The 21,682-nt window shown below is 73.9% G+C and carries 23 protein-coding genes; 11 read left to right on the forward strand and 12 right to left on the reverse strand.

Annotated elements, in window-relative coordinates; translation table 11 throughout:
* Positions 1-16: 16 nt before the first annotated feature.
* From IE308_RS22670 to IE308_RS22680, 3 genes are read left to right on the forward strand one after another with little or no spacing between them, the layout of a single operon-like run.
* Positions 17-1,414 (forward strand): glycosyltransferase family 4 protein, encoded by a 1,398-nt coding sequence (locus IE308_RS22670; protein ID WP_190219322.1) that lies wholly within the window; start codon positions 17-19, stop codon positions 1,412-1,414.
* Positions 1,408-2,178, forward strand: coding sequence for a class I SAM-dependent methyltransferase (locus IE308_RS22675; RefSeq protein ID WP_110627903.1), 771 nt, complete (start codon positions 1,408-1,410; stop codon positions 2,176-2,178). The genes IE308_RS22670 and IE308_RS22675 overlap by 7 nt, the downstream gene beginning before the upstream one ends.
* Positions 2,175-3,245, forward strand: coding sequence for a prenyltransferase/squalene oxidase repeat-containing protein (locus tag IE308_RS22680; protein WP_190219323.1), 1,071 nt, complete (start codon positions 2,175-2,177; stop codon positions 3,243-3,245). Before IE308_RS22675 ends, IE308_RS22680 begins: the two co-directional genes overlap by 4 nt.
* A gap of 16 nt (positions 3,246-3,261) precedes the next feature.
* On the opposite strand, the gene IE308_RS22685 is transcribed toward IE308_RS22680, so the two are convergent.
* The 3 genes from IE308_RS22685 to IE308_RS22695 all read right to left on the reverse strand — a co-directional run bounded on the left by IE308_RS22685 (position 3,262) and on the right by IE308_RS22695 (position 5,641).
* Entirely contained in the window at positions 3,262-3,555 is a 294-nt protein-coding gene (locus IE308_RS22685) for a hypothetical protein (RefSeq protein ID WP_110627901.1), read from the reverse strand.
* 132 nt (positions 3,556-3,687) lie between these two features.
* Positions 3,688-4,497, reverse strand: coding sequence for a DUF5336 domain-containing protein (locus tag IE308_RS22690; RefSeq protein WP_190219324.1), 810 nt, complete (start codon positions 4,495-4,497; stop codon positions 3,688-3,690).
* A 157-nt stretch (positions 4,498-4,654) separates the two neighbouring features.
* The gene (locus tag IE308_RS22695; protein ID WP_190219325.1) at positions 4,655-5,641 is read right to left on the reverse strand and encodes an N-acetylmuramoyl-L-alanine amidase; all 987 of its coding nucleotides are present in this window, start codon (positions 5,639-5,641) and stop codon (positions 4,655-4,657) included.
* 179 nt (positions 5,642-5,820) lie between these two features.
* On the opposite strand from IE308_RS22695, the gene IE308_RS22700 reads away from it, so the two are divergent.
* Positions 5,821-6,108 carry a chaplin gene (locus IE308_RS22700; protein WP_110627898.1) on the forward strand — a complete coding sequence of 96 codons (288 nt, stop codon included), beginning with the start codon at positions 5,821-5,823 and terminating at the stop codon, positions 6,106-6,108.
* A 19-nt stretch (positions 6,109-6,127) separates the two neighbouring features.
* Here IE308_RS22700 and IE308_RS22705 read toward each other — a convergent pair whose 3' ends face one another.
* Entirely contained in the window at positions 6,128-6,778 is a 651-nt protein-coding gene (locus tag IE308_RS22705) for a class I SAM-dependent methyltransferase (RefSeq protein WP_190219326.1), read from the reverse strand.
* A 169-nt stretch (positions 6,779-6,947) separates the two neighbouring features.
* Positions 6,948-8,684: an MFS transporter gene (locus IE308_RS22710; RefSeq protein ID WP_190219327.1), complete on the reverse strand. Its 1,737-nt coding sequence runs from the start codon at positions 8,682-8,684 to the stop codon at positions 6,948-6,950.
* A gap of 189 nt (positions 8,685-8,873) precedes the next feature.
* Here IE308_RS22710 and IE308_RS22715 point away from each other — a divergent pair, with 189 nt between their 5' ends.
* From IE308_RS22715 to IE308_RS22725, 3 genes are read left to right on the forward strand one after another with little or no spacing between them, the layout of a single operon-like run.
* Positions 8,874-10,352, forward strand: a complete 1,479-nt coding sequence (locus IE308_RS22715; protein ID WP_110627895.1) for an MFS transporter — start codon at positions 8,874-8,876, stop codon at positions 10,350-10,352.
* 51 nt (positions 10,353-10,403) lie between these two features.
* On the forward strand, positions 10,404-10,943 hold the full coding sequence (locus tag IE308_RS22720) for a SigE family RNA polymerase sigma factor (protein ID WP_110627894.1): 540 nt from the start codon (positions 10,404-10,406) through the stop codon (positions 10,941-10,943).
* Positions 10,940-11,767 carry a hypothetical protein gene (locus IE308_RS22725; protein ID WP_229909000.1) on the forward strand — a complete coding sequence of 276 codons (828 nt, stop codon included), beginning with the start codon at positions 10,940-10,942 and terminating at the stop codon, positions 11,765-11,767. The genes IE308_RS22720 and IE308_RS22725 overlap by 4 nt, the downstream gene beginning before the upstream one ends.
* Before the next feature lie 72 nt (positions 11,768-11,839).
* Here IE308_RS22725 and IE308_RS22730 read toward each other — a convergent pair whose 3' ends face one another.
* The 3 genes from IE308_RS22730 to IE308_RS22740 all read right to left on the reverse strand — a co-directional run bounded on the left by IE308_RS22730 (position 11,840) and on the right by IE308_RS22740 (position 14,261).
* Positions 11,840-12,472, reverse strand: a complete 633-nt coding sequence (locus tag IE308_RS22730; protein WP_190219406.1) for a response regulator transcription factor — start codon at positions 12,470-12,472, stop codon at positions 11,840-11,842.
* A 71-nt stretch (positions 12,473-12,543) separates the two neighbouring features.
* The gene (locus IE308_RS22735; RefSeq protein ID WP_190219328.1) at positions 12,544-12,996 is read right to left on the reverse strand and encodes a pyridoxamine 5'-phosphate oxidase family protein; all 453 of its coding nucleotides are present in this window, start codon (positions 12,994-12,996) and stop codon (positions 12,544-12,546) included.
* Entirely contained in the window at positions 12,993-14,261 is a 1,269-nt protein-coding gene (locus tag IE308_RS22740; RefSeq protein WP_190219329.1) for a sensor histidine kinase, read from the reverse strand. The genes IE308_RS22735 and IE308_RS22740 overlap by 4 nt, the downstream gene beginning before the upstream one ends.
* A gap of 140 nt (positions 14,262-14,401) precedes the next feature.
* Between IE308_RS22740 and IE308_RS22745 the strand changes: the two genes are divergently transcribed.
* Positions 14,402-15,265 (forward strand): MaoC/PaaZ C-terminal domain-containing protein, encoded by an 864-nt coding sequence (locus IE308_RS22745; protein ID WP_190219330.1) that lies wholly within the window; start codon positions 14,402-14,404, stop codon positions 15,263-15,265.
* Between the two features lie 137 nt (positions 15,266-15,402).
* Here IE308_RS22745 and IE308_RS22750 read toward each other — a convergent pair whose 3' ends face one another.
* Both IE308_RS22750 and IE308_RS22755 read right to left on the reverse strand, forming a co-directional pair.
* Positions 15,403-15,561 (reverse strand): hypothetical protein, encoded by a 159-nt coding sequence (locus tag IE308_RS22750; protein WP_190219331.1) that lies wholly within the window; start codon positions 15,559-15,561, stop codon positions 15,403-15,405.
* 96 nt (positions 15,562-15,657) lie between these two features.
* Positions 15,658-16,884 carry a hypothetical protein gene (locus IE308_RS22755; RefSeq protein WP_190219332.1) on the reverse strand — a complete coding sequence of 409 codons (1,227 nt, stop codon included), beginning with the start codon at positions 16,882-16,884 and terminating at the stop codon, positions 15,658-15,660.
* A 209-nt stretch (positions 16,885-17,093) separates the two neighbouring features.
* Between IE308_RS22755 and IE308_RS22760 the strand changes: the two genes are divergently transcribed.
* From IE308_RS22760 to IE308_RS22770, 3 genes are read left to right on the forward strand one after another with little or no spacing between them, the layout of a single operon-like run.
* The gene (locus IE308_RS22760; protein ID WP_190219333.1) at positions 17,094-17,933 is read left to right on the forward strand and encodes a Nif3-like dinuclear metal center hexameric protein; all 840 of its coding nucleotides are present in this window, start codon (positions 17,094-17,096) and stop codon (positions 17,931-17,933) included.
* Positions 17,930-18,673, forward strand: a complete 744-nt coding sequence (locus tag IE308_RS22765) for a zinc ribbon domain-containing protein (RefSeq protein ID WP_190219407.1) — start codon at positions 17,930-17,932, stop codon at positions 18,671-18,673. The genes IE308_RS22760 and IE308_RS22765 overlap by 4 nt, the downstream gene beginning before the upstream one ends.
* 12 nt (positions 18,674-18,685) lie before the next feature.
* On the forward strand, positions 18,686-20,113 hold the full coding sequence (locus tag IE308_RS22770; RefSeq protein WP_190219334.1) for a bifunctional RNase H/acid phosphatase: 1,428 nt from the start codon (positions 18,686-18,688) through the stop codon (positions 20,111-20,113).
* Between the two features lie 50 nt (positions 20,114-20,163).
* Here the strand turns inward: IE308_RS22770 and eda are convergent, their stop codons facing one another.
* The gene (eda, locus tag IE308_RS22775) at positions 20,164-20,805 is read right to left on the reverse strand and encodes a bifunctional 4-hydroxy-2-oxoglutarate aldolase/2-dehydro-3-deoxy-phosphogluconate aldolase (RefSeq protein ID WP_190219335.1); all 642 of its coding nucleotides are present in this window, start codon (positions 20,803-20,805) and stop codon (positions 20,164-20,166) included.
* Between the two features lie 73 nt (positions 20,806-20,878).
* Complete coding sequence (gene yaaA / locus IE308_RS22780; protein WP_190219336.1) at positions 20,879-21,661, reverse strand: peroxide stress protein YaaA; 783 nt, start codon at positions 21,659-21,661, stop codon at positions 20,879-20,881.
* Between the last annotated feature and the right edge of the window lie 21 nt (positions 21,662-21,682).

Below are 21,682 nucleotides of genomic sequence, written 5' to 3' on the forward strand. Positions count from 1 at the left end.
CAGAGAGGGGCCCGGAGTGACCGCTGAGGCCAGTCGGACGGGGTCCCTTACGGACCTCGCCGCGGACGGCGAGCGACCGCTCGACATCGCGCTCCTGACCTACAAGGGAAACCCGTTCTGCGGCGGACAGGGCGTCTACGTGCGCCACCTCTCCCGCGAACTGGCCCGCCTCGGTCACCGCGTGGAGGTCATCGGCTCCCAGCCGTACCCCGTCCTCGACGACGGCGAGGACTACGCCGGCCGGCTCGCCCTCACCGAGCTGCCCAGCCTCGACCTCTACCGCCAGCCCGACCCCTTCCGCACCCCCAAGCGGGAGGAGTACCGGGACTGGATCGACTGCCTGGAGGTCGGCACCATGTGGACCGGCGGCTTCCCGGAGCCGCTGACGTTCTCGCTGCGCGCCCGCCGCCATCTCCGCGCCCGCCGCGGCGCGTTCGACGTCGTCCACGACAACCAGACCCTCGGGTACGGCCTGCTGGGTGACGTCGGCGCCCCGCTGGTGACGACGATCCACCACCCCATCACCGTGGACCGGCAGTTGGAGCTGGACGCCGCCGAGACCTGGCAGCGCCGCTACTCGGTGCGCCGCTGGTACGCCTTCACCCGCATGCAGAAGCGCGTCGCCCGCCGCCTCCCCTCGGTCCTGACCGTCTCCGGCACCTCCCGCCAGGAGATCGTCGACCACCTCGGCGTGCGCCCCGACCGCATCCACGTCGTCCACATCGGCGCCGACACCGACCTCTTCCGGCCGGACGCGTCGGTCCCGGTCGTGCCGGGCCGGATCGTCACCACCTCCAGCGCGGACGTGCCGCTGAAGGGCCTGGTCTTCCTCGTCGAGGCGCTGGCGAAGGTACGCACCGAGCAGCCCGACGCCCACCTCGTCGTCGTCGGCAAACGCCCCACCGAGGGCCCCGTCGCCCAGGCGATCGAGCGGTACGGCCTGGAAGGCGCCGTCGACTTCGTCAAGGGCATCTCCGACGCCGAACTCGTCGACCTGGTGCGCTCCGCCGAGGTCGCCTGCGTGCCCTCGCTGTACGAGGGGTTCTCGCTGCCCGCCGCCGAGGCCATGGCCACCGGCACGCCCCTGGTCGCCACCACCGGCGGCGCCATCCCCGAGGTGGCCGGACGCGACGGCGAGACCTGCCTCGCCGTACCGCCGGGCGACGCGGGCGCGCTGGCCGCCGCGCTCGGGAGACTGCTCGGCGACGCCGACCTGCGGGCCCGCCTCGGCGCCGCCGGACGCGAACGGGTGCTCAGTCACTTCACCTGGGCCCGGGCCGCCGAGGGCACCGTCGCCCGCTACCGCGAGGCCATCGCCCGCGCCGGGGGCACCCCGCGCACCCAGGCCCCGGCCGCTCCCGAAGCCACCTCCAGTGACACCGGTGTCTACTCCGAAAGCAGGGCCACGTGCTGACCGTCGACTTCTCCCGGTTCCCGCTCGCCCCGGGCGACCGCGTCCTGGACCTCGGCTGCGGGGCCGGCCGGCACGCCTTCGAGTGCTACCGGCGCGGCGCCCAGGTCGTGGCCCTCGACCGCAACGCCGAGGAGATCCGCGAGGTCGCCAAGTGGTTCGCCGCGATGAAGGAGGCCGGCGAGGCACCGGCGGGCGCCACCGCCACCGCGATGGAGGGCGACGCGCTCGCGCTGCCCTTCCCCGACGAGTCCTTCGACGTCGTCATCATCTCCGAAGTGATGGAGCACATCCCCGACGACAAGGGCGTCCTCGCCGAGATGGTCCGCGTGCTCAAGCCGGGCGGCCGCATCGCCGTCACCGTCCCGCGCTACGGCCCCGAGAAGGTCTGCTGGGCGCTGTCCGACGCCTACCACGAGGTCGAGGGCGGCCACATCCGCATCTACAAGGCCGACGAACTCCTCGCCAAGATGCGCGAGGCGGGCCTGAAGCCGTACGGCACCCACCACGCGCACGCCCTGCACTCGCCGTACTGGTGGCTGAAGTGCGCGTTCGGCGTCGACAACGACAAGGCGCTGCCGGTGCGGGCGTACCACAAGCTGCTGGTCTGGGACATCATGAAGAAGCCGCTGGCCACCCGGGTCGCCGAGCAGGCGCTCAACCCGCTCATCGGCAAGAGCTTCGTCGCCTACGCGACCAAGCCGCACCTGCCCGCGGTGGGCTCCCCCGCCGACGTCCCGACCGACGCCCCGGCGGGCGCCCGGTGACGACACCCCGCACGGAGCACCTGGTCCTGCCCGGGGTCCTCACCGCCGAGCAGGCCGCCGCGACCGTCGCCGGCATCCTGCGCGTGCAGCGCGAGGACGGCGCCATCCCCTGGTTCCGCGGGCACCACCTCGACCCGTGGGACCACGTCGAGGCCGCCATGGCCCTGGACACCGCGGGCGAACACACCGCGGCCGAGCGGGCGTACGACTGGCTGGCCCGGCACCAGAACGGCGACGGCTCCTGGTACGCGGCCTACGCCGACGGCGCCCACGACGACGTCACCGACCGGGGCCGCGAGACCAACTTCGTCGCCTACATCGCCGTAGGGGCGTGGCACCACTACCTGTCCACCGGCGACGACACCTTCCTCGACCGCATGTGGCCGACGGTGTACGCGGCGATCGAGTTCGTGCTGGGTCTGGAGCAGCCCGGCGGGCAGATCGGCTGGCGCCGCGACGACGACGGCACGCCCACCGCGGACGCCCTGCTGACCGGCTCGTCCTCCGTGTACCACGCGCTGCGCTGCGCGCTCGCGATCGCCGAGCAGCGCGAGGAGCCGCAGCCGGACTGGGAGCTGGCGGCCGGCGCGCTGCGGCACGCCATCCGCCGGCACCCCGAGCGGTTCCTGGACAAGGACCGCTACTCCATGGACTGGTACTACCCGGTCCTCGGCGGCGCGCTGACCGGTACGGAGGCCAAGTCCCGCATCGAGGAGAGCTGGGACCGCTTCGTCGTGCCCGGCCTCGGTGTGCGCTGCGTCGTCCCCAACCCGTGGGTGACGGGCGGCGAGTCCGCCGAACTCGCCCTCGCGCTGTGGGCGATGGGCGAGTCCGACCGCGCGCTGGACATCCTGCAGTCCATCCAGCACCTGCGGGACGAGGAGTCCGGCCTGTACTGGACGGGCTACGTCTTCGACGACGACGCCATATGGCCCCGCGAACTGACCACGTGGACGGCCGGTTCCCTCCTCCTCGCGGTCGCCGCGCTCGGCGGCCACGAGGCGACCTGCGCGGTCTTCGGAGGGGAGCGCCTGCCGCGGGGCCTGGACCCCGACTGCTGCCCGTGAGGCGTCGCCGGCCGGGTCAGTGCCGGGCCACCCGGTTGGCGATGGCGTGGCCGACGAACAGGTACACCACCGCGGCGAGGCCGTAGCCGGCGACCACGCGGGCCCACGCCTCGTCGAAGGTGAACAGGTCGTAGGACCAGCCGGCCAGCCAGCGGGCGGCGTCGTGAATGAACTGCACGAAGTCGTTCGCCCGGTTGGCGTCCAGCAGGTACATCAGGATCCACAGACCCAGGATGCCGGCCATCACGTCGGCGACGACCGCGATGACCGTCCCGGCCTGGTTCGCTCCGTTGCGATATCGAGGGGACATACCCGTCGGGTTGCCCCTCGTCCGCTCGTGAAACCTGAACGGGCGCGGCTCGGCGGCCGGTTGGCGCCCTCCCGTGCGACACGACGACGGCCCCCCGCCCGTGAGGGCGAGGGGCCGTGCAGCGGGGGCGGGTCAGCCGCGCTGGATGCCGGAGGTGTCCTGGAGGACGCCGCGGCGGCCGTCCTGGGTCTGCGCGATCAGGTTCGGGCCGCGCTGCTCGACCGCCAGGTACCAGGTGCCGGGCGCCAGTTCGGCGATCGGCGTGGGCGAGCCGTCCTCCGCGAACAGCGGACGGGGCACCGGCACGGCGAACCAGAACGGCGAGAAGTCCGCGGCCGGCTGCTGCGGCTGGGCGCCGTAGGGCTGCTGCGGGGCGGCGGGACCGGCCTGCGGCTGGCCGCCGTACGGCTGCTGCGGGGCACCCGGGTAGCCGTAACCACCGGGCGGCTGGGCGCCGTAGGGCTGCGGGGCCGGCGGGCGGGCCGCCGGGATCAGCGGGGCCTGCAGGGCGGCGACCAGCGGGGTCGCCACGGCCACGGCGGCCATGACCAGCGTGGCGATGAGGGCGAGGATCAGGCCGACGCCGGCGTCGGTCTTGTCCCGGACGCCGTCGAAGTTGTCGCCGCCGCCCGCCGGGTCGAAGATGTTGCCCAGCGCGCTCCACGCCGCGAACACCGCGAACGCCACACCGAACTGGGCCAGGTCGAGCCCCGCGACCTTCGGCGTCTGGGGCAGGCCGCGGGCGAGGACGATGAGCGCGGCGGCGATCAGACCCGCGAGGACGACCGAGAGGACCACCGGGCCGCTGCTCCACAGGCTGGGCAGGTCCACGCTGTCCGGGACGCCGTCGAACGAGTACAAATCGAGGAACGACGCGATGAACAGCAACACCGCTGCTCCGATCACCACGCCGTCGCCTCGAGTGAGGGAGCGGATATTCACTTCAGGTCCTTCGTAGGTCGTCTCGTCGTCGGAAGAGGCGTCGCCGTCACCATGTCGCCGTGAGGCCCGGTGTGAAGCGCGGGGGTGGCCCCTCATCGTAGGGACGACCTTATCGTCCGTCCGACGAGGCTGTCCGCCTGGATCAGCGCGTCGACCGCTACCCGCGCAGGAAACTCACGATTCCCTCAGAGATCCCTTGCGCCGCTTTCTGCCGCCAGGCGCCGCTGGTCAGCAGCGCCGCGTCCTTGCTATCGCGCATGTTGCCGCACTCGATGAACACCTTGGGAACCGTTGACAGATTGAGACCGCCCAGGTCCTTACGCGTGACGAGTCCGGTGCCGTCGCCGACGTAGTTGGAGGGTGCCGAGCCGGTGACGCGCACGAAGTTCCCGGCGATGCGGGCGCCCAGGTCCTGGGAGGGCCCGACGATGGGCCGGGTGTCGGCGGCGCCCGCGTGCACGGCCTCGGGCAGGATGACGTGGAAGCCGCGGTTGCCGGCGGCCGAGCCGTCGGCGTGGATCGACACGACGGCGTCCGCGTGCGCGGTGTTCCCGATGCGGGCCCGCTCGTCCACGCACGGCCCGTACGGTCGGTCCCCGTCCTGCGTCAGTTTCACCGTGGCGCCCTGCCGTTGCAGCAGGTCACGGAGGCGGTGGGCGACGTCGAGGGTGAAACGGGCCTCGGTGTAGCCGGAGTTGGTGGACGTGCCGGTGGTGTCGCACTCCTTGCGGTTGGTGCCGATGTCCACCTGGCGGTTGATGGCGGCCGTGTGCCGGAAGTTGCCCGGGTTGTGGCCGGGGTCGATGACGACGACCTTGCCCGCGAGCGGACCCCGGGCGGCGGCCCGGGACCGGCTGGGCGACGGACTCGCCGCGGGCGCCGTACCGGCCGTGGGCGGCGTACCGGCCGTAGGCGACGTGCCGGCCGTCGGCTTCTTGCCGTCGTCCCGGGCGGACGCGGAAGCGGACGGCGAGCCGGGCGCGCTGACGGCGGCCCCGCCCGCGTCACCGGGGGCGCCCACCGCCGCGTACACCGCCCAGCCCAGCAGGGCGCCCGGCACGAGCGCGGCGAGCGCCACGACGAGGGGGCGGCGGCGGGGACGGCGGGGCTGCGGGGGATCGAAGTCCGGGCCTACGTACGACACGGCAGCCACCCTAGCCGCCGGTCAGCGGTGTGGCAGGCCACCGGTCGGGGGCGGGTGCCCGCGGCCCCGGTTTCATCCGAACGGCACGCCGGCGTCGCCCGAAGCCGGGCGATGTGCCCAAAATCGCGGTGGTTCACCGCTTTTGTCCTCCGCTTGATCACCAGCAAAGGAGAACACTCATGCGCGTCATCACCAGAGTCCTCGCCGCCACCGCCATCGCCGGACTGACGGTCCTGGGCACGTCCGCGGCGGCGCAGGCCGCCCCGGCCGGCACCGACGGTGCCCTGTCCCATCCGTGCGACGACAGCGGCGCGTGCGCCGTGGGCACCGCGATCGGCTCGCCCGGCGTCCTGTCCGGCAACGTCATCCAGATCCCGATCGACCTCGACGTCAACGCCTGCGGCAACTCGATCAACGTGGTCGGCCTGCTCAACCCGGCGTTCGGCAACACCTGCGTCAACGACTGAGCGGGAGCCGTCCCGTACGTCAGATCCCGGCCCCGGTCCGCCTCAGCACCCGCAGCGACCCGGTCGCCGACACCTCCGTGAACGCGCCGGACTCCAGCGCCCGCAGGTAGACGCGGTAGGGCGCCTGGCCGGTGAACTCGTCGACGGGGTCGGGGAAGACGTCGTGGATGACGAGCACGCCACCCTCGGCGACATGCGGGGCCCAGCCCTCGTAGTCGGCGGTGGCGTGCTCGTCGGTGTGCCCGCCGTCGACGAACACCAGCCCGACCGGCGCCGCCCACACCTTCGCCACCTGCGGCGACCGCCCGACGACCGCGACGACGTGCTGCTCAAGGCCCGCCTTGTGCAGGGTCCGGCGGAAGGTGGGCAGCGTGTCCATCAGCCCGACCTCCGGGTCGACGGTCTCCGGGTCGTGGTACTCCCACCCCGGCTGCTGCTCCTCGCTGCCGCGGTGGTGGTCGACGGTCACCGCGACGACGCCGGCCGCCCGCGCGGCATCTGCGAGCAGGATCGTCGACCGCCCGCAGTACGTCCCCACCTCCAGCAACGGCAGCCCGAGCCGCCCGGCGGCCACAGCGGCGTCGTAGAGCGCGAGCCCCTCGTCCACGGGCATGAACCCCTTGGCGGCCTCGAACGCGGCCAGAATCTCGGGCTTGGGGGCGGCGGGCATAGCAGGGGCGCCTTCCGGTCGTACGGCACTGCGGACGCCCCACATGCTGCCGCACCCCCGGCCGAACTTGTCGGCAGGGGGTGCGGTGATGTCCCTGAAGGGGCGCGGGGAACTGCGCGACCAGCCCGAACGGCCGGGAAGCCGCCGAACCGCATCGGCGACCGGCCCCTCAGGCGCGCACAGCCTCCCCAGGCAACGAAAGATCCAGCTCGACAGCGCGCTCGTCCCCGGCATGCGTGGCGGAAGAAGCGTGCGGACCATGGCCGGAGGCCTTCGCCGCGACGACATACGGCCCCCCGGACGGCACCGCCAGCACGTACCGCCCCTCCTCGTCGGAGAGGGCGGAGCCGGCCCGCCGTCCCCGCCGGTCGATCAGCGTGACCTTGGCCCGGGCGACGGGCGCCCCGCCGGCGTCCAGCACGCGCCCGCGGAAGCCCCGCAGGACCTCCTCGGCGCGCTCCAGGTTGGCCTCCTCCTCGCTGCTGGCCCGCAGCCGCGGGGCCCGGTCCGGCTTCGGCAGGAACAGCGCCATGAGCAGGCCGACGGCGACCGCGGCCGTGGCGATGAGGAAGGAGACACGGAAGCCGTGCATGGTCGGCACGGCCACCCCGCCCACGTGGTCCGCGGTGTTCGCCAGCACCATGCCGATGACGGCGCTGGAGACGGACGTACCGATGGACCGCATCAGCGTGTTCAGGCCGTTCGCCGCGCCCGTCTCCGAGGCCGGGACCGCGCCGACGATCAGCGCGGGCAGCGAGGAGTAGGCGAGGCCGATGCCCACGCCGAGGACGACGGAGGTGAGCACCGTCTGCCAGGCGGCGTCCATCAGGCCGAGGCCGCCGCCGTAGCCGACGGCGATGACCAGCAGGCCGATGATGAGGGTGGCCTTGGGGCCGTACCTGGCGGACAGACGGGCGTACACCGGCGCGGTGAACATCATGGTCAGGCCCAGCGGGGCCACGCACAGACCGGCGACGACCATCGACTGCCCGAGGCCGTAGCCGGTGGCGGTGGGCAGCTGGAGCAGCTGGGGCAGGACCAGGGAGACGACGTAGAAGCTGACGCCGACCATGATCGAGGCCAGGTTGGTGAGCAGCACCTCGCGGCGGGCGGTGGTGCGCAGGTCGACGAGCGGGGCCTTGGTGCGCAGCTCGACGACGCCCCACCCGAGCAGCACCACGACCGCCGCGGCGAACAGGGCGAGCGTGGTGCCGGAGGACCAGCCCCAGTCGCTGCCCTTGGTGATCGGCAGCAGCAGGAGCACCAGGCCGGCCGAGAGGCCGAGCGCGCCGGGCAGGTCGAAGGAGCCCTCGGCGCGCATCGGGGACTCCGGTACGACGAGGAGGGTGAGGACGATGGAGAGCACGCCGAGACCGGCGGCGCCGTAGAAGAGGGCGTGCCAGTCGGTGTGCTGGGCGACCAGGGCCGCGGCGGGGAGCGCGAGGCCGCCGCCGACGCCGATGGACGAACTCATCAGTGCCATCGCCGAGCCGAGCTTCTCGCGCGGCAGCATGTCGCGCATCAGGCCGATGCCGAGCGGGATCGCGCCCATCGCGAAGCCCTGGAGGGTACGGCCGCCGATCATCAGCAGCAGGTTGCTGGTGACCGCGCTGACCAGGGCGCCGGCCACCATCACCGCGAGACTGAGGATCAGCATCCGCCGCTTGCCGTACAGGTCACCGAGGCGGCCCATGATCGGGGTCGCGACGGCGCCGGAGAGGAGGGTCGAGGTGAGGACCCAGGTGGCGTTGCTGGGCGAGGTGCCCAGCAGCTGCGGCAGGTCCTTGATGACCGGTACGAGCAGGGTCTGCATCACCGCGACCACGATGCCCGCGAAGGCGAGCACGGGGACGACGGCGGCCCCGCCCTCTCTGGGGGCGGGCCGGTCGGTCGACGTGAGCGTCATGGAGTGGGGCCTCCAGGCCAGGATCTTTTCGGTATGTGCAGCCTGAACCTCGTATGCACGGGCAACTATTCCGTTGCTTCGAGCCCCTAACGAATCCTTGACCGTCTCTTGACGAAAAGACCTAGGACCGCGGACCGGCACCCGCGTCGGACGAAAACCCGATGCAAGGGTCACAGAGCCACTGAGACCATGACTCGCATGCTCGACGCCGCAGACGCCGCCGCCCGCGCCCCCCGCCGCCCGGCCCCGCCCGCCTGGCTGGTGGTCACCCTGGCCTGCGCCGGACAGTTCCTCGTCGTCCTCGACGTGTCGGTCGTCAACACGGCCCTGCCGTCGATGCGCGCCGACCTCGGACTGAGCGACTCCGGGCTCCAGTGGGTGGTCAACGCCTACGCCATCGCCTTCGCCGGTTTCATGCTGCTCGGCGGCCGGGCCGGAGACCTCTACGGCCGCAAGCGCATGTTCCTGGTCGGCCTCGCCCTGTTCACCCTCGCTTCCCTCGGCGGCGGCCTCGCCCAGGACGGCTGGCAACTGCTGCTCGCCCGGGCCGTGCAGGGGCTCGGCGCGGCCGTACTGGCGCCCTCCACCCTGACGCTCCTCACCGCCGCCGTGCCCGAGGGCCCCGCCCGCGCCCGGGCCATCGCGACCTGGACAGCGGTCGGCGGAGGCGGCGGCGCCGCGGGCGGCCTCGTCGGCGGCGTCCTGGTCGACGCGCTGTCCTGGCGCTGGGTGCTGCTGATCAACGTGCCCATCGGCGCGGTCGTCCTGCTCGGCGCCCTGCGCTGGCTGCCGGAGAGCCGCGCCGGGGACCGCCGCCGCCTCGACCTGCCGGGCGCGGTCCTGGTGACGGCCGGGCTCGCCACCGTCGCCTACGGCATCTCGCAGACCGAGTCCGAGGGCTGGACCGCGCAGGCGACCCTGCTGCCGCTCGCGGCCGGGGCCGCGCTGATCGCGCTGTTCCTCGCCGTCGAGGCGCGCACGGCCGCCCCGCTCATGCCGCTGCGGCTGCTGCGGCTGCGGTCGGTGGCCTCCGCCAACACCGCGATGTTCCTCAGCGGCGCCGCCATGTTCTGCATGTGGTTCTTCATGACGCTCTACGCCCAGAACGTCCTCGGCTACAGCCCGCTGGAGGCCGGCGTCGCCCTCGTCCCCAGCTCCCTCGCCGTCGTCCTCGGCTCCAAACTGGCCCCACGCTTCATGCCGGTGGCCGGACCGCGAGTCGTCGCCGTCCTGGGAACGCTCGTCGCGGCGGCCGGCTTCGGCTGGCAGTCGACGATGAGCGCGCACGGCGACTACGTCACCGGGATCCTCGTGCCCGGCGTCCTGATGATGCTCGGCGCGGGCCTGGCGGCCACCCCGCTCGCCTCCCTCGCCACCTCGGGCGCGGCCCCCGAGGAGGCCGGACTGGTCTCCGGCCTCGTCAACACCTCCCGCACGATGGGCGGCTCGCTCGGCCTCGCCGTGATGTCCACCATCGCGGCGGCCCGCACGGCGGGCAGCACCACACCGCAGGCCCTGACCGACGGCTACGCCCTGGCCTTCCGCGCCTCCACGGCCGTCCTGCTGACCGGCGCCGTGCTGATGCTGCTGTGGCTGCCGCGTCCGCCGCGCACCGCGCCCGCCGGGGCGGCCGTCCCGCAGAAGGCGGGAAATTCGTCCGCGAGATGAGGCAACGGTCCGGGCCGCCCATGGACTCCTCTTGATATCCAGGAGGTGCCCATGGGGGATCGGAAACAGGCCGGGGACGAGGAGTTCCGGGCCTTTGTAGCAGGCCGCTGGCCGCGGCTGATGCGTACGGCATTTCTCCTCACGGGGGAGCAGCACGCCGCAGAGGACTTGGTCCAGTCGACCCTGGAAAAGGCCTACGTGGCCTGGCGCAGGGTCGGCTCGGCCGACGACCCGGAGGCGTATGTACGACGCGTCATGATCAACACGCACGCGCGCAGACACCGCCGGAAACTACGGGAGTTCCTCGCACCCCGCGACGACTCGGGGATCGCCCGCGAGGTGCCCGACAGCGGTGACCACATCTCCCGCGCCGAGGACCGCGGCCTGCTGCTGCAGGCCCTCGCCCAACTGCCCCCGCGGCAGCGGCAGGCGGTCGTCCTGCGCTACTGGGAGGACCTCACCGAGACCCAGGCCGCGGAGGCCATGGGCTGCTCGGTCGGCGCGGTGAAGAGCAATACGGCCAAGGGGATCGCGAAACTGCGCGCCATACCGGAACTGGCGGACACGGTGATGTACGGAGGGCGGAAGTGACCAACGCGAACCGGGAGTTCGACCACGGCATGACGGACCGGGACATCGCCTTCCTGCTCGCCGACGCGGCGAGCGCCGTCGAGATCGGTACGGCCCCGACCCAGGCGGTGATCCGCGGCGGCCGCCGCCGCAGAGCCCGCCGCTGGGCGGTCACCGCCGCCACCGCCGCCCTGGTGGCGGGCTCCACCGGCGCCCTCGCGGTGACCGCGCTGCCCGGCGACGGCGGCCACCGGGTGGCCCCGGCGACCCCGCCCGCGACGAGCGCCACGCCGGGCCCGGTGCTGCAACCCGACCCCACCACCCTGGCCACCGGCACCGACCAGGGCACGCCCTGGAAGGTCACCCTCGACGTGTGGCCCGCCCCGCGCGACGAGACCGAGGCCCAGACCCTGCTGGGCGCGATGACGACGTACGGCGAGTTCCCGGCCGACGTCCACAAGGCGTCCGACCTGGTCGGCAGAAGCGCCTACACCGTCCGCCAGAGCCACGGCGACGGCGACACGCTCGGCACGCCCGTCAGCGAGGGCCTGACCGCACCGGCCGACCGCATGGCCGGCACCGACCTCGACTCCGTCGCGGTCCCCCTGGACCCGGACACCCCCGGCCGCCCCCAGCGCCTGGTCGTCGGCCACGTCGCCCGCACCGCCCAGGAGGTGACCTGCACCTGGAAGAACGGCACCACCACCAAGGTCCACCGGGCCACGAGCACCGACATCAACTCCGACGACCAGACCATCCGCACACCCGCCACCTCCCCCTACGCCTGGTTCGTGTGCCTGGCCCCCGACGGGACGGCCTTCGAGTCGGTGGCGGTGACGCGGTAGGGGAGGCGACGGAGGGGGGAGGCGCAGCGCGGCCCGCCCTCCGGACGGACGACGCGACGTTGCGGGCGCGGCCTAGAGCCACCCCTGGCGGCGGGCCTCGCGCATGGCCTCCATGCGGTTGCGGGTGCCGGTCTTGCCGATGGCGGAGGAGAGGTAGTTGCGGACCGTGGACTCGGACAGGTGCAGCCGGGCGGCGATGTCGGCGACGGTCGCGCCGTCGGCGGAGGCCCGCAGGGCGTCGCACTCGCGGGCGGTGAGCGGGTTCGGACCGGCGCTGAGCGCGGCGGCGGCCAGGGCCGGGTCGATCACCGTCTCCCCGGTCAGCACCCGGCGGATCGCCACGGCCAGCTCCTCCACGGGCCCGTCCTTGACCAGGAAGCCTGCCGCACCGGCCTCCATGGCCCGCCGGAGATAGCCGGGCCGGCCGAACGTGGTCAGGATCAGCACCCGGCAGTCGGGCGCCTGGTCGCGCAGGTCGGCGGCCGCGTCCAGACCGCTGCGGCCCGGCAGTTCGATGTCGAGGAGGGCGACGTCGGGCCGGTGGGTCAGCGCGGCGTCCACGATCGCGTCACCCGCGCCCACCTGAGCCACCACCTCGATGTCCGGCTCCAAGCCGAGCAGCAGCGCCAGGGCCCCGCGCATCATGCCCTGGTCCTCGGCGAGCAGCACCCGGATGGACTTGCCGGGCCGGTGGTCTCGGGGCATCTCGTCGCTCACGGGCCAAGGGTAGGCCGCGAGGAGCGCGCGGGCGCCTGCCGTACGGCCCCGCCGTGTCCTCAGAAGTCGATCGCCGTCCCGTACAGCCGCTCCGCCTTCAGCCGCACGACCACCCGCCGCTCCTCCACCTGCCGGGCCAGCCACGCCTCCTCGTCCTGCGGCCGGGCGGACTCCGGCAGCATGGAGAGGAGTTCACGGCCCACGGCGTCCCCCGGGGCGGCGGTCACGTCGGAGACCTCGGCCGTGCCCTCGGCGACGGCGAAGGACCAGACGTCCGGACCCTGCACGTGGAGCGCCGCGCGCGGGTCGCGGCGCAGGTGGGCGACCTTGATGCGGTCGGCGGTGGTGGAGAAGCGCACGAGGCGGGCTTCCGGGTCCCAGCTGTAGACCATGGTCGTCAGGTGCGGGTGTCCGCTGCGTTTGGTGGTGGCGAGGGTGCCGAACTGCTGCCGGGAGAGCAGGTCCGACAGCGCCTCGTCGGAGAGGGCGCGGGCTGTGGGTTCCTGAGTCATGGCAGCGTCAACTCCGGGGCGGGCGTGGGCATTCCGGGGGCCTGGGGAGGGAGGGGAGGGGGAGGGGTGGGGCCCCCGGAGGACAGCTCGGCCTCTGAGCGGGGCCCCGCCTCCGCACCCGCCGTGTCCTGCGGCAGTTCCGCCGTCACCGTGAAGCCGCCGTGCGGTCCCGGGCCCGCGGTCAGGGTGCCGCCCGCTGCCGTGAGGCGTTCCCTCAGGCCCTTCAGGCCCGTGCCGCCGACCGCGGAGGGCGGGGCGCCGGCCGGGCCGTGTCCGTCGTCCGTCACCGTCAGGCGGACCCGGTCGGCGGCGCCGTGGACGGCGATCTCGCAGTGCCGGGCGCCGCTGTGCCGTACGGCGTTGGTGACCGCCTCGCGGACCACCCAGCCCAGCAGGGCCTCGGTGCGGGCGGACAGCGGCGCTCCCGAGCGGCGTACCGTCGGCTCGACACCGGCCGCGGTCAGCACGGAGCGGGCCCGGTCCACTTCGGTGGCCAGGCTGTTCTCGCGGTAGCCGGTGACCGCCTCGCGGATCTCGGTGAGCGCCTGCCGGCCCACCGACTCGATGTCGTTGATCTGGGCCAGGGAGGCGTCCAGGTCGCGCGGGGCGAGGCGGCGGGCCGCCTCCGACTTCACCACGATCACCGACAGGGTGTGGCCGAGCAGGTCGTGCAGATCGCGCGAGAAGCGCAGCCGCTCCTCCTCCACCGCGCGCCGGGCGAGTTCCTCGCGGGCGGCGCGCAGTTCGCGTACGGCCTCGGACAGGGAGAGGATCGCGGACGTCACCATCGTCGACAGGAACGTGCCGTAGAGGATGCCGATGCCGTCCCAGCCCTCCTTCACCCCGGCCACGGCCCCGGCGAGGACGGCGAGGCTCCAGCCCCACCGGCCGAGCCCCGGTCCGCGCAGCACGGCGCCCACCGCGAGGCCCAGCAGCGGGAAGAACAGCAGCCAGTTGCCGCCGTACCCGATGGCCAGGGCGCAGGTCAGCAGGGCCAGCAGGAGCAGTGCCACCCGGGTCGCCGGCGCGTCGCGCTTGCGCCGGTCGAAGGCGCGGAAGGCGAGGAAGACGTAGAGGGAGTTGAAGGTGAGGAGGCCCAGACCGCCGATCAAGGGGTTCGGGGTCTCGCCCTGGAAGAGGTTGGACAGCGAGCCCATCCCCATCAGCAGCCAGGGCAGCAGGGTGAAGCCGGTGGGCGGCGGGCCCGCATGCCGTTCCCGTTCACCGTGCGCCCGGCACGTCTTCCTCGACCGCAGCCCTCGCATACCCTCGCCCCCGTTCGGATGGACCTGTCGGAACCGTCGGCCACGAGCATCGCACCGCCCGCGCGCCGGGCGGCAGACACGGGCGTACGGACTCCGGCAGGACAAATGTCACGGCCGGCCTTCGAGACTCCAGGAGCCAGATGCCCATCGACGCAGCCCAGGCCCTCGCCGCCGGGCCCCGGACCAGCCGCATCTCCTGGACCGCCAAGGACGTCCAGCTCTACCACCTCGGCATCCGCGCCGGCGCCGACCCGGACGACCTGCGCTACACCCTGGAGGACCGGCTCCACGTCCTGCCCGCCTTCGCCACCGTCGCGGGCGGCGGGGCGCCGGGCGTGATCCGCGCGCTGTCGATGCCGGGCGTGGACGTCGACCTCGCGCGGGCGCTGCACGCCGGCCAGTCGCTCACCGTCCACCGGCCGTTGCCGGTACGGGCCACCGCGACGGCCACCTCACGGGTCACCGGCGTGTACGACAAGGGCACGGCGGCCGTGCTCGTGCTGCGTACCGAGGTCGCCGACGCCGACGGGCCGCTGTGGACGGAGGAGGCACGGACCTATGTGCGGGGCGAGGGCGGCTGGGGCGGCGAGCGCGGGCCGTCCGTGCGGGCGGACGTCCCCGCCGGGCCACCGGAGCAGACGGTGCGGCGCGCGGTGCGCGCGGACCAGGCCCTGCTCTACCGGCTCTCCGGCGACCTCAACCCCCTGCACGCCGACCCGGAGTTCGCGGCGCGCGCCGGGTTCGAGCGGCCCGTGCTGCACGGGCTGTGCACGTACGGCATGACGCTGAAGGCGGTCGTGGACACGCTGCTCGGCGGGGACGTGGCCCGGGTGCGGTCGTACGAGGCGCGGTTCACGGGGGTGGTGTATCCGGGGGAGACCCTGCGCATCCGCCTCTGGCGAGAGGGCGGCACCGGCGTCGTCCCGGCCGTGCGGGTCGCCGTGGGGGTGGTGGAGCGGGGGGACGCGCTCGTCCTGGACGGCACGGTTCTCCCGCACGGCTGACCGGCGAAGGGTGACGGCGGCGTGCTCCCGCAGGGCTGACGGCAAGGTTCTCCCGCAGGGCTGACATGCGGGACAGCGAGGGGCCCCGACCGTCGGGCGACGATCGGGGCCCCTGTGTTCGCTGCTCTGACCCGCCGTCAGGCCGCGGTGGTCTCGGCCTGCTCCGCCGGCTTGCGGTGTCGGCCGCGCGGGGCCGTCTCGGTCTCCTGCGTGGAGACCGGACCCCGGTGCCTGCCGTGCCCTGCGGACCCCTGGACCTCCATGTCCTGCGGCTGGGTCGTGGTGGCGTTGCTCATCGGAAGAACTCACCCCGTCAACATGATCATTCCTACAGCCGGGCGAGTTTAACCGGCGCACCTCGGCCCGAATCCAGCCGCACACGCCAACCGGCACTACTTCGTTACAAGTCGTCCCAACGGGGCCTCGCACAGCGGCACCGGACGCGGCGTCACCGGCTCGGACGGACCCTCGGACTCCGCCTCCGGGGAGAGGGGATCGACCTGCGCGCGCGGATCCGCCGGTACGGCCGGGTCCACCGGCAGAGCCGGGGATTCCCCCGGGACCGGCACCGCTTCCGGCACCGGCACCGGTACCACCGCCGGCGCCTCCACCCGGGCCAGCCCGCACGGCTCCTCCCCGGTCGCGTACGGCAGCAGCAGCACCCCCTCCGCGGTCCAGCGCCCCGCGCCCGGCAGCCAGCCGGGCGGGGCCACGAAGGCGTGCACCTGCCGTTCGGCCGGCCGCCACACGCCCACCCAGCGGCCGAACGGCCCGTCGACGCGCAGCGCCACCCCGCAGCCCTCCGGCGTCAGCACCTGCCCGGGCTGGATCGCGAACGGCGTCACCGTGCACCCGGGCATGCGCAGGCACTCCGCGAACCGCACCGGCAGCGTGCTGCCCAGCACCCCCCAGCCGAGCCGCGGCGCACCGGGGGAGGGGGCGTCGGAGGCGACGATCAGCAGGCCGCTGTCGGGGTCGGCGAGCAGCAGTCGGTCGTCGCTGTCCTCGGCGATCTGCAGCAGCGGCGACACCTCGCCGCCGCGCTCCAGGTCCACCACGACCGTCTTGGTCCGGCCGCCCGTCTCCCGGTCCAGCGCCAGCATCCGGCCGGTGTGGTCCAGCCACACGCCGCCCGAGCAGCGCCCGGGCAGCTCGGCGACCCGCTCGGGCCCGAAGGCGCCGCCCGCCACCAGCCACACCGTGCTGGAGCGCCGGCCCACGGCGAGGGCGTAGGCGCGTTCGCCGCCCGGCGCCGGGGGCAGCAGCCGCAGCAGGGTGCCGTCGTCGGGGCGTTCGACCGCGCCGAGCGGCAGCTCGCCGGTGCCCGGGCCGGTCGGGTAGAGGAGGGAGAAGGCGTGCCGGCCGGCGGCCAGCCGGTGGATCAGCACCCGGCCGTCGCCCATCGGCTGCACCTCGGTGCCGGGTTCCTCGGGCTGGTTGCCGGGCAGCGGCACGGCGTAGGGTTCGGGGCCGTCGAGCGTCCAGCGCTCGGGGAAGAGGGCGTCGCCCTCGCCGGCGAGGCGGGCCGCGTAGGCGCCGTCCACGGTGATCACCAGCCCCGGGGGTGGAGGGAAGCTCTCCTCTTGTGCCGCGGCGGGTTCGATCGCACAGGCCGTCATCGTTCGGTCACCTCCGGCGACGAAGCTAGTTTTCGCACGCACAGGCGTGGCATCGCTGGGCGCCGCCTTCACACATAAGGGTGGTGCAGAAGCGATTCACCTGAGGAAACCGGGGCGAATGTGCTGACCGGTACATCCCCCCGCACAGGCCCGCACACCGGTGGTCACGGCTGTACAGAGGGGCAGATCAGCCAGGTAGCCTTGCACCCGTGCCCCGTCTGTCTGAAGTCATCGCCGCGCTGGAGAACCTGTGGCCCGCCGAGCGGGCCGAGTCCTGGGACGCGGTCGGCACCGTCGCGGGCGACCCCGACCAGGAGGTCACGCGGGTCCTGTTCGCCGTCGATCCCGTGCAGGAGATCGTCGACGAGGCGGTGAAGCTGGGCGCCGACCTGCTCGTCACCCACCACCCGCTCTATCTGCGCGGTACGACGACCGTGGCGGCCTCCACCTTCAAGGGCCGGGTCGTGCACACCCTGATCAAGCACGACATCGCGCTGCACGTCGCCCACACCAACGCCGACACCGCCGACCCCGGCGTCTCCGACGCCCTGGCCGGCGCCCTCGACCTGCGCGTCGTACGGCCCCTGGTGCCGGACCCGGGCGACCCGGAGGGCCGCCGCGGCCTCGGCCGGATCTGCGAACTGGACCACCCGCTGCCGCTGCGCGAGTTCGCCGCCCGCGCCGCCGCCCGGCTGCCCGCCACCGCGCAGGGCATCCGCGTCGCCGGCGACCCGGAGGCGACGATCCGCACGGTCGCGGTGAGCGGCGGTTCCGGCGACAGCCTCTTCGACCAGGTCCGCGAGGCCGGCGTCGACGCCTTCCTCACCGCGGACCTGCGCCACCACCCGGCCTCCGAGGCCCGCGCCCACAGTCCCCTCGCGCTGCTCGACGCGGCGCACTGGGCCACCGAGTGGCCCTGGTGCGAGCTGGCCGCGAGCCAGCTCGACGAGATCTCCGACCGCCACGGCTGGGACCTGCGCGTCCACGTCTCGAAGACGGTCACCGACCCCTGGACCAGTCACTCCCCTTCACCTGGAGCCCCCAACTGAACGCCGCGCCCGCCGACCAGATCCGACTCCTCGACGTCCAGGCCCTCGACGTCCGCCTGCAGCAGCTCGCCCACAAGCGGAAGTCCCTGCCCGAGCACGCCGAGATCGAGTCGCTGACCAAGGACCTGACCCAGCTGCGCGACCTGCTCGTGGCCGCGCAGACCGAGGAGAGCGACACCGCCCGCGAGCAGACCAAGGCCGAGCAGGACGTGGACCAGGTGCGCCAGCGCGCCGCCCGCGACCAGCAGCGCCTGGACTCCGGCGCGGTCACCTCCCCCAAGGACCTGTCCAACCTGCAGCACGAGATCGCCTCCCTCGCCAAGCGGCAGGCCGATCTGGAGGACGTCGTCCTGGAGGTCATGGAGCGCCGCGAGTCCGCGCAGGCGCGGGTGGCCGAGCTGACCGAGCGCGTCGCCTCCGTCCAGGCGAAGATCGACGACGCGACCGGCCGCCGGGACGCCGCGTTCGAGGAGATCGACGGCGAGGCCGCCTCCGTCACCAAGGAGCGCGAGGTCGTCGCCGCCTCCGTCCCCGCGGACCTGCTGAAGCTGTACGACAAGCTGCGCGAGCAGCAGGGCGGCATCGGCGCGGCCAAGCTGTACGCGCGCACCTGCCAGGGCTGCCGGCAGGAGCTGGCCATCACCGAGCTGAACGAGATCCGCAAGGCCGCGCCGGACACGGTGGTGCGTTGCGAGAACTGCCGCCGCATCCTGGTCCGTACGGCCGAGTCGGGCCTGTAGGGAGCCGGTGGCGTGCGGGAGTTCATCGTCGAGGCCGACGGCGGGTCGCGGGGCAACCCGGGGCCCGCGGGCTACGGGTCCGTGGTGAAGGACGCGGCGACCGGCCAGACCCTCGCCGAGCGGGCCGAGTACATCGGTGTCGCCACGAACAACGTCGCCGAGTACCGCGGCCTGCTCGCCGGCCTGCGCGCCGCGCACGAGCTGGACCCGGCGGCCCCGGTGCACGTGCGAATGGACTCCAAGCTCGTCATCGAGCAGATGTCGGGCCGCTGGAAGATCAAGCACCCCGACATGAAGCCGCTCGCGGCGGAGGCGGCCCGGGTCTACCCGCCGGGGCAGGTCACCTACGAGTGGATCCCGCGCGAGCAGAACAAGCACGCCGACCGCCTCGCCAACGAGGCGATGGACGCCGGCAAGCGCGGCGAGCAGTGGGACCCGTCGGCGTCCCGCGCCGAGCTGGACGCCGTACGGGCGGCGGCACCGGCAGCACCGGCAGCACCGGCCGTACCGGAGCCGTCGGGTCCGCCCGGCGACGCCACCGCGGGCGCGGCCCGGGCGCGGGCGGCGCTGGCGGAGGGCCGGGCGCCGAAGGCGCAGGAGGAGAAGGCTCAGGAGCGGCAGCAGGCGGACGCGGGCGACAAGGCCGAGGCCGACGTACGCGCAGCCCGCACCACGGCCGCCACCACGGGGACGACCGCCACCACGGGGACGACCGCCCCCACGGGAACGGCCGCCAGCACGGGGACGACCGCCCCCACGGGGACGACCGCCACCCCCTCCGTCTCCGCCCCCGGCTGGAGCTCGGCCCCCGACCTCGGCGCCCCCGCCACCTTCGTGCTGCTCCGGCACGGCGAGACCCCGCTGACCCCCCAGAAGCGTTTCTCCGGTAGCGGCGGCACCGATCCCTCCCTCTCCGACATCGGCCGGGAGCAGGCCGAGCGGGTCGCCGCGGCGCTCGCCCGGCGCGGCACGATCCAGCACATCGTCACCTCGCCCCTCGCCCGCACCCGCGAGACCGCCGGGATCGTCGCCGCCCGCCTCGGCCTGGAGGTCACGGTCGAGGACGGGCTGCGCGAGACGGACTTCGGCGCCTGGGAGGGCCTGACCTTCGGCGAGGTCCGCGAGCGCCATCCGGACGACCTGAACGCCTGGCTCGCCTCCCCGGAGGCCGCGCCCACCGGTGGCGGGGAGAGCTTCGCGGAGACGGCGACGCGGATCGCCGCCGCACGCGACAAGCTGGTCGCGGCGTACGCCGGCCGCACGGTCCTGCTGGTCACCCACGTCACCCCGATCAAGACCCTGGTGCGGCTCGCCCTGGGCGCGCCGCCGGAGTCGCTGTTCCGGATGGAGCTGTCGGCGGCGTCGCTGTCGGTGGTGGCGTACTACGCCGACGGCAACGCCAGCCTCCGCCTGCTCAACGACACGGCACACCTGCGCTGACGCTCACCGCACACCCGCGCTGACCGCTCACCGCACACCTGGACCGACGCTCACCGCACCCCCGCCGTGAGCGTCGCCGCCTCCCGCGCCAGCCGCTCCACGCGCCCCCAGTCCCGTGCGGCGACCGCGTCCGCCGGGAGCATCCAACTGCCGCCGACACAGCCGACGTTGGGCAGGGCGAGGTAGTCGGGCGCGGTGTCCGGGCCGATGCCGCCCGTCGGGCAGAAGCGGGCCTGCGGCAGCGGCCCGGCCAGCGACCGCAGATACGCCGTACCGCCCGCCGCCTGCGCCGGGAAGAACTTCATCTCCCGTACCCCGCGCTCCAGCAGCGCCACGACCTCCGTCGCCGTGGACACCCCCGGCAGGAAGGGCACTCCGGCCCCGCGCATCGCCTCCAGCAGTACGTCCGTCCAGCCCGGGCTGACCAGGAACCGCGCCCCGGCCGCGACCGACTCGGCCACCTGCCCCGGCGTGAGGACCGTGCCCGCGCCGACCACGGCGTCCGGTACCGCGCCGGCGATCGCGCGGATCGACTCCAGCGCGGCCGGGGTCCGCAGGGTCACCTCGATCGCGGGCAGCCCTCCGGCGACGAGCGCCCGCGCGAGCGGTACGGCGTCGGCGGCGTCGTCCACGACGACCACGGGCAGGACGGGCGCGAGGTCCAGCACGGAGGCAGGCAGAGCAGCGGGCATGGCCTCATCCTGCCCGCGCTGTGCACAGTGCGCAAAGGTCATTGCATATGCTGCAACGCCCTGCGTGGGACGCTCAGTGGATCTCCTCCACGAGCACGTCCAGCGCCCATGGCTTCCCCGCCTTCCCGGGCGCCTCCGCCTCGACGGCGTACCCGAGATCCCGCAGCGCCGTCACCAGCTCGGCCGGCCCCTGCGGCGCGGCCCCGGCGGTCAGCAGGCTGCGCACGATCCGCCCCTTGGTCGCCTTGTTGAAGTGGCTGACGACCTTCCGGGTCGGCGCGTGCAGCACCCGTACGGTCGCCGTCCGCCCCGCCACCTCGCCCTTCGGCTTCCACGCCGCCGCGTACGCCGACGAGCGCAGGTCGAGGACCAGCCCCTCCCCGGCCGCCTCGGGCAGCACCTCGGCCATCGGTGCCCGCCAGTGCGCGGCCAGCGCGCCGAGCCCGGGCAGCTTCACGCCCATGGAGCAGCGGTAGGAGGGGATGCGGTCCGTCACCCGGACGGCACCCCACAGCCCCGAGAAGACAAGCAGCCACGCACCGGCCCGCCGCCGCGCCTCCTCGTCCAGGGCGGCGAGGCCGAGGGCGTCGTACAGCACCCCGGTGTAGATCTCGCCGGCGGGCCGGGCCCCGGCCTCGCGCAGCCCGGCGTTCTTGCCGACCTCCCCGCGCAGCCCCTCGCTGAGCCCCAGCACCTCCCGGGCCTTCTCCTCGTCCCCGGCGCACAGCTCGACCAGCTCCTCCAGCACGGCCGCGCGGGCGGCTGTGAGCCCCGGCAGCGACAGGGACTCCAGCGTCAGCGGGGCGCCGGTACCGGACGGGGCCTTGCCCTCGGAAGGCGGCAGAAGGACGAGCACGGGACTTCTCCTTGGTGAACG

The organism is Streptomyces griseosporeus (assembly GCF_014656055.1).
GTDB lineage: Bacteria > Actinomycetota > Actinomycetes > Streptomycetales > Streptomycetaceae > Streptomyces > Streptomyces griseosporeus.

Bases quoted from the DNA above. Each gene is read 5' to 3' on its own strand.
- IE308_RS22685 (WP_110627901.1), bottom strand. From the start codon at position 3,555: ATGTCCCCTCGATATCGCAACGGAGCGAACCAGGCCGGGACGGTCATC.
- IE308_RS22700 (WP_110627898.1), top strand. From the start codon at position 5,821: ATGCGCGTCATCACCAGAGTCCTCGCCGCCACCGCCATCGCCGGACTG.
- IE308_RS22705 (WP_190219326.1), bottom strand. From the start codon at position 6,778: ATGCCCGCCGCCCCCAAGCCCGAGATTCTGGCCGCGTTCGAGGCCGCC.
- IE308_RS22710 (WP_190219327.1), bottom strand. From the start codon at position 8,684: ATGACGCTCACGTCGACCGACCGGCCCGCCCCCAGAGAGGGCGGGGCC.
- IE308_RS22715 (WP_110627895.1), top strand. From the start codon at position 8,874: ATGACTCGCATGCTCGACGCCGCAGACGCCGCCGCCCGCGCCCCCCGC.
- IE308_RS22720 (WP_110627894.1), top strand. From the start codon at position 10,404: ATGGGGGATCGGAAACAGGCCGGGGACGAGGAGTTCCGGGCCTTTGTA.
- IE308_RS22730 (WP_190219406.1), bottom strand. From the start codon at position 12,472: ATGCCCCGAGACCACCGGCCCGGCAAGTCCATCCGGGTGCTGCTCGCC.
- IE308_RS22735 (WP_190219328.1), bottom strand. From the start codon at position 12,996: ATGACTCAGGAACCCACAGCCCGCGCCCTCTCCGACGAGGCGCTGTCG.
- IE308_RS22740 (WP_190219329.1), bottom strand. From the start codon at position 14,261: ATGCGAGGGCTGCGGTCGAGGAAGACGTGCCGGGCGCACGGTGAACGG.
- IE308_RS22745 (WP_190219330.1), top strand. From the start codon at position 14,402: ATGCCCATCGACGCAGCCCAGGCCCTCGCCGCCGGGCCCCGGACCAGC.
- IE308_RS22750 (WP_190219331.1), bottom strand. From the start codon at position 15,561: ATGAGCAACGCCACCACGACCCAGCCGCAGGACATGGAGGTCCAGGGG.
- IE308_RS22755 (WP_190219332.1), bottom strand. From the start codon at position 16,884: ATGACGGCCTGTGCGATCGAACCCGCCGCGGCACAAGAGGAGAGCTTC.
- eda (WP_190219335.1), bottom strand. From the start codon at position 20,805: ATGCCCGCTGCTCTGCCTGCCTCCGTGCTGGACCTCGCGCCCGTCCTG.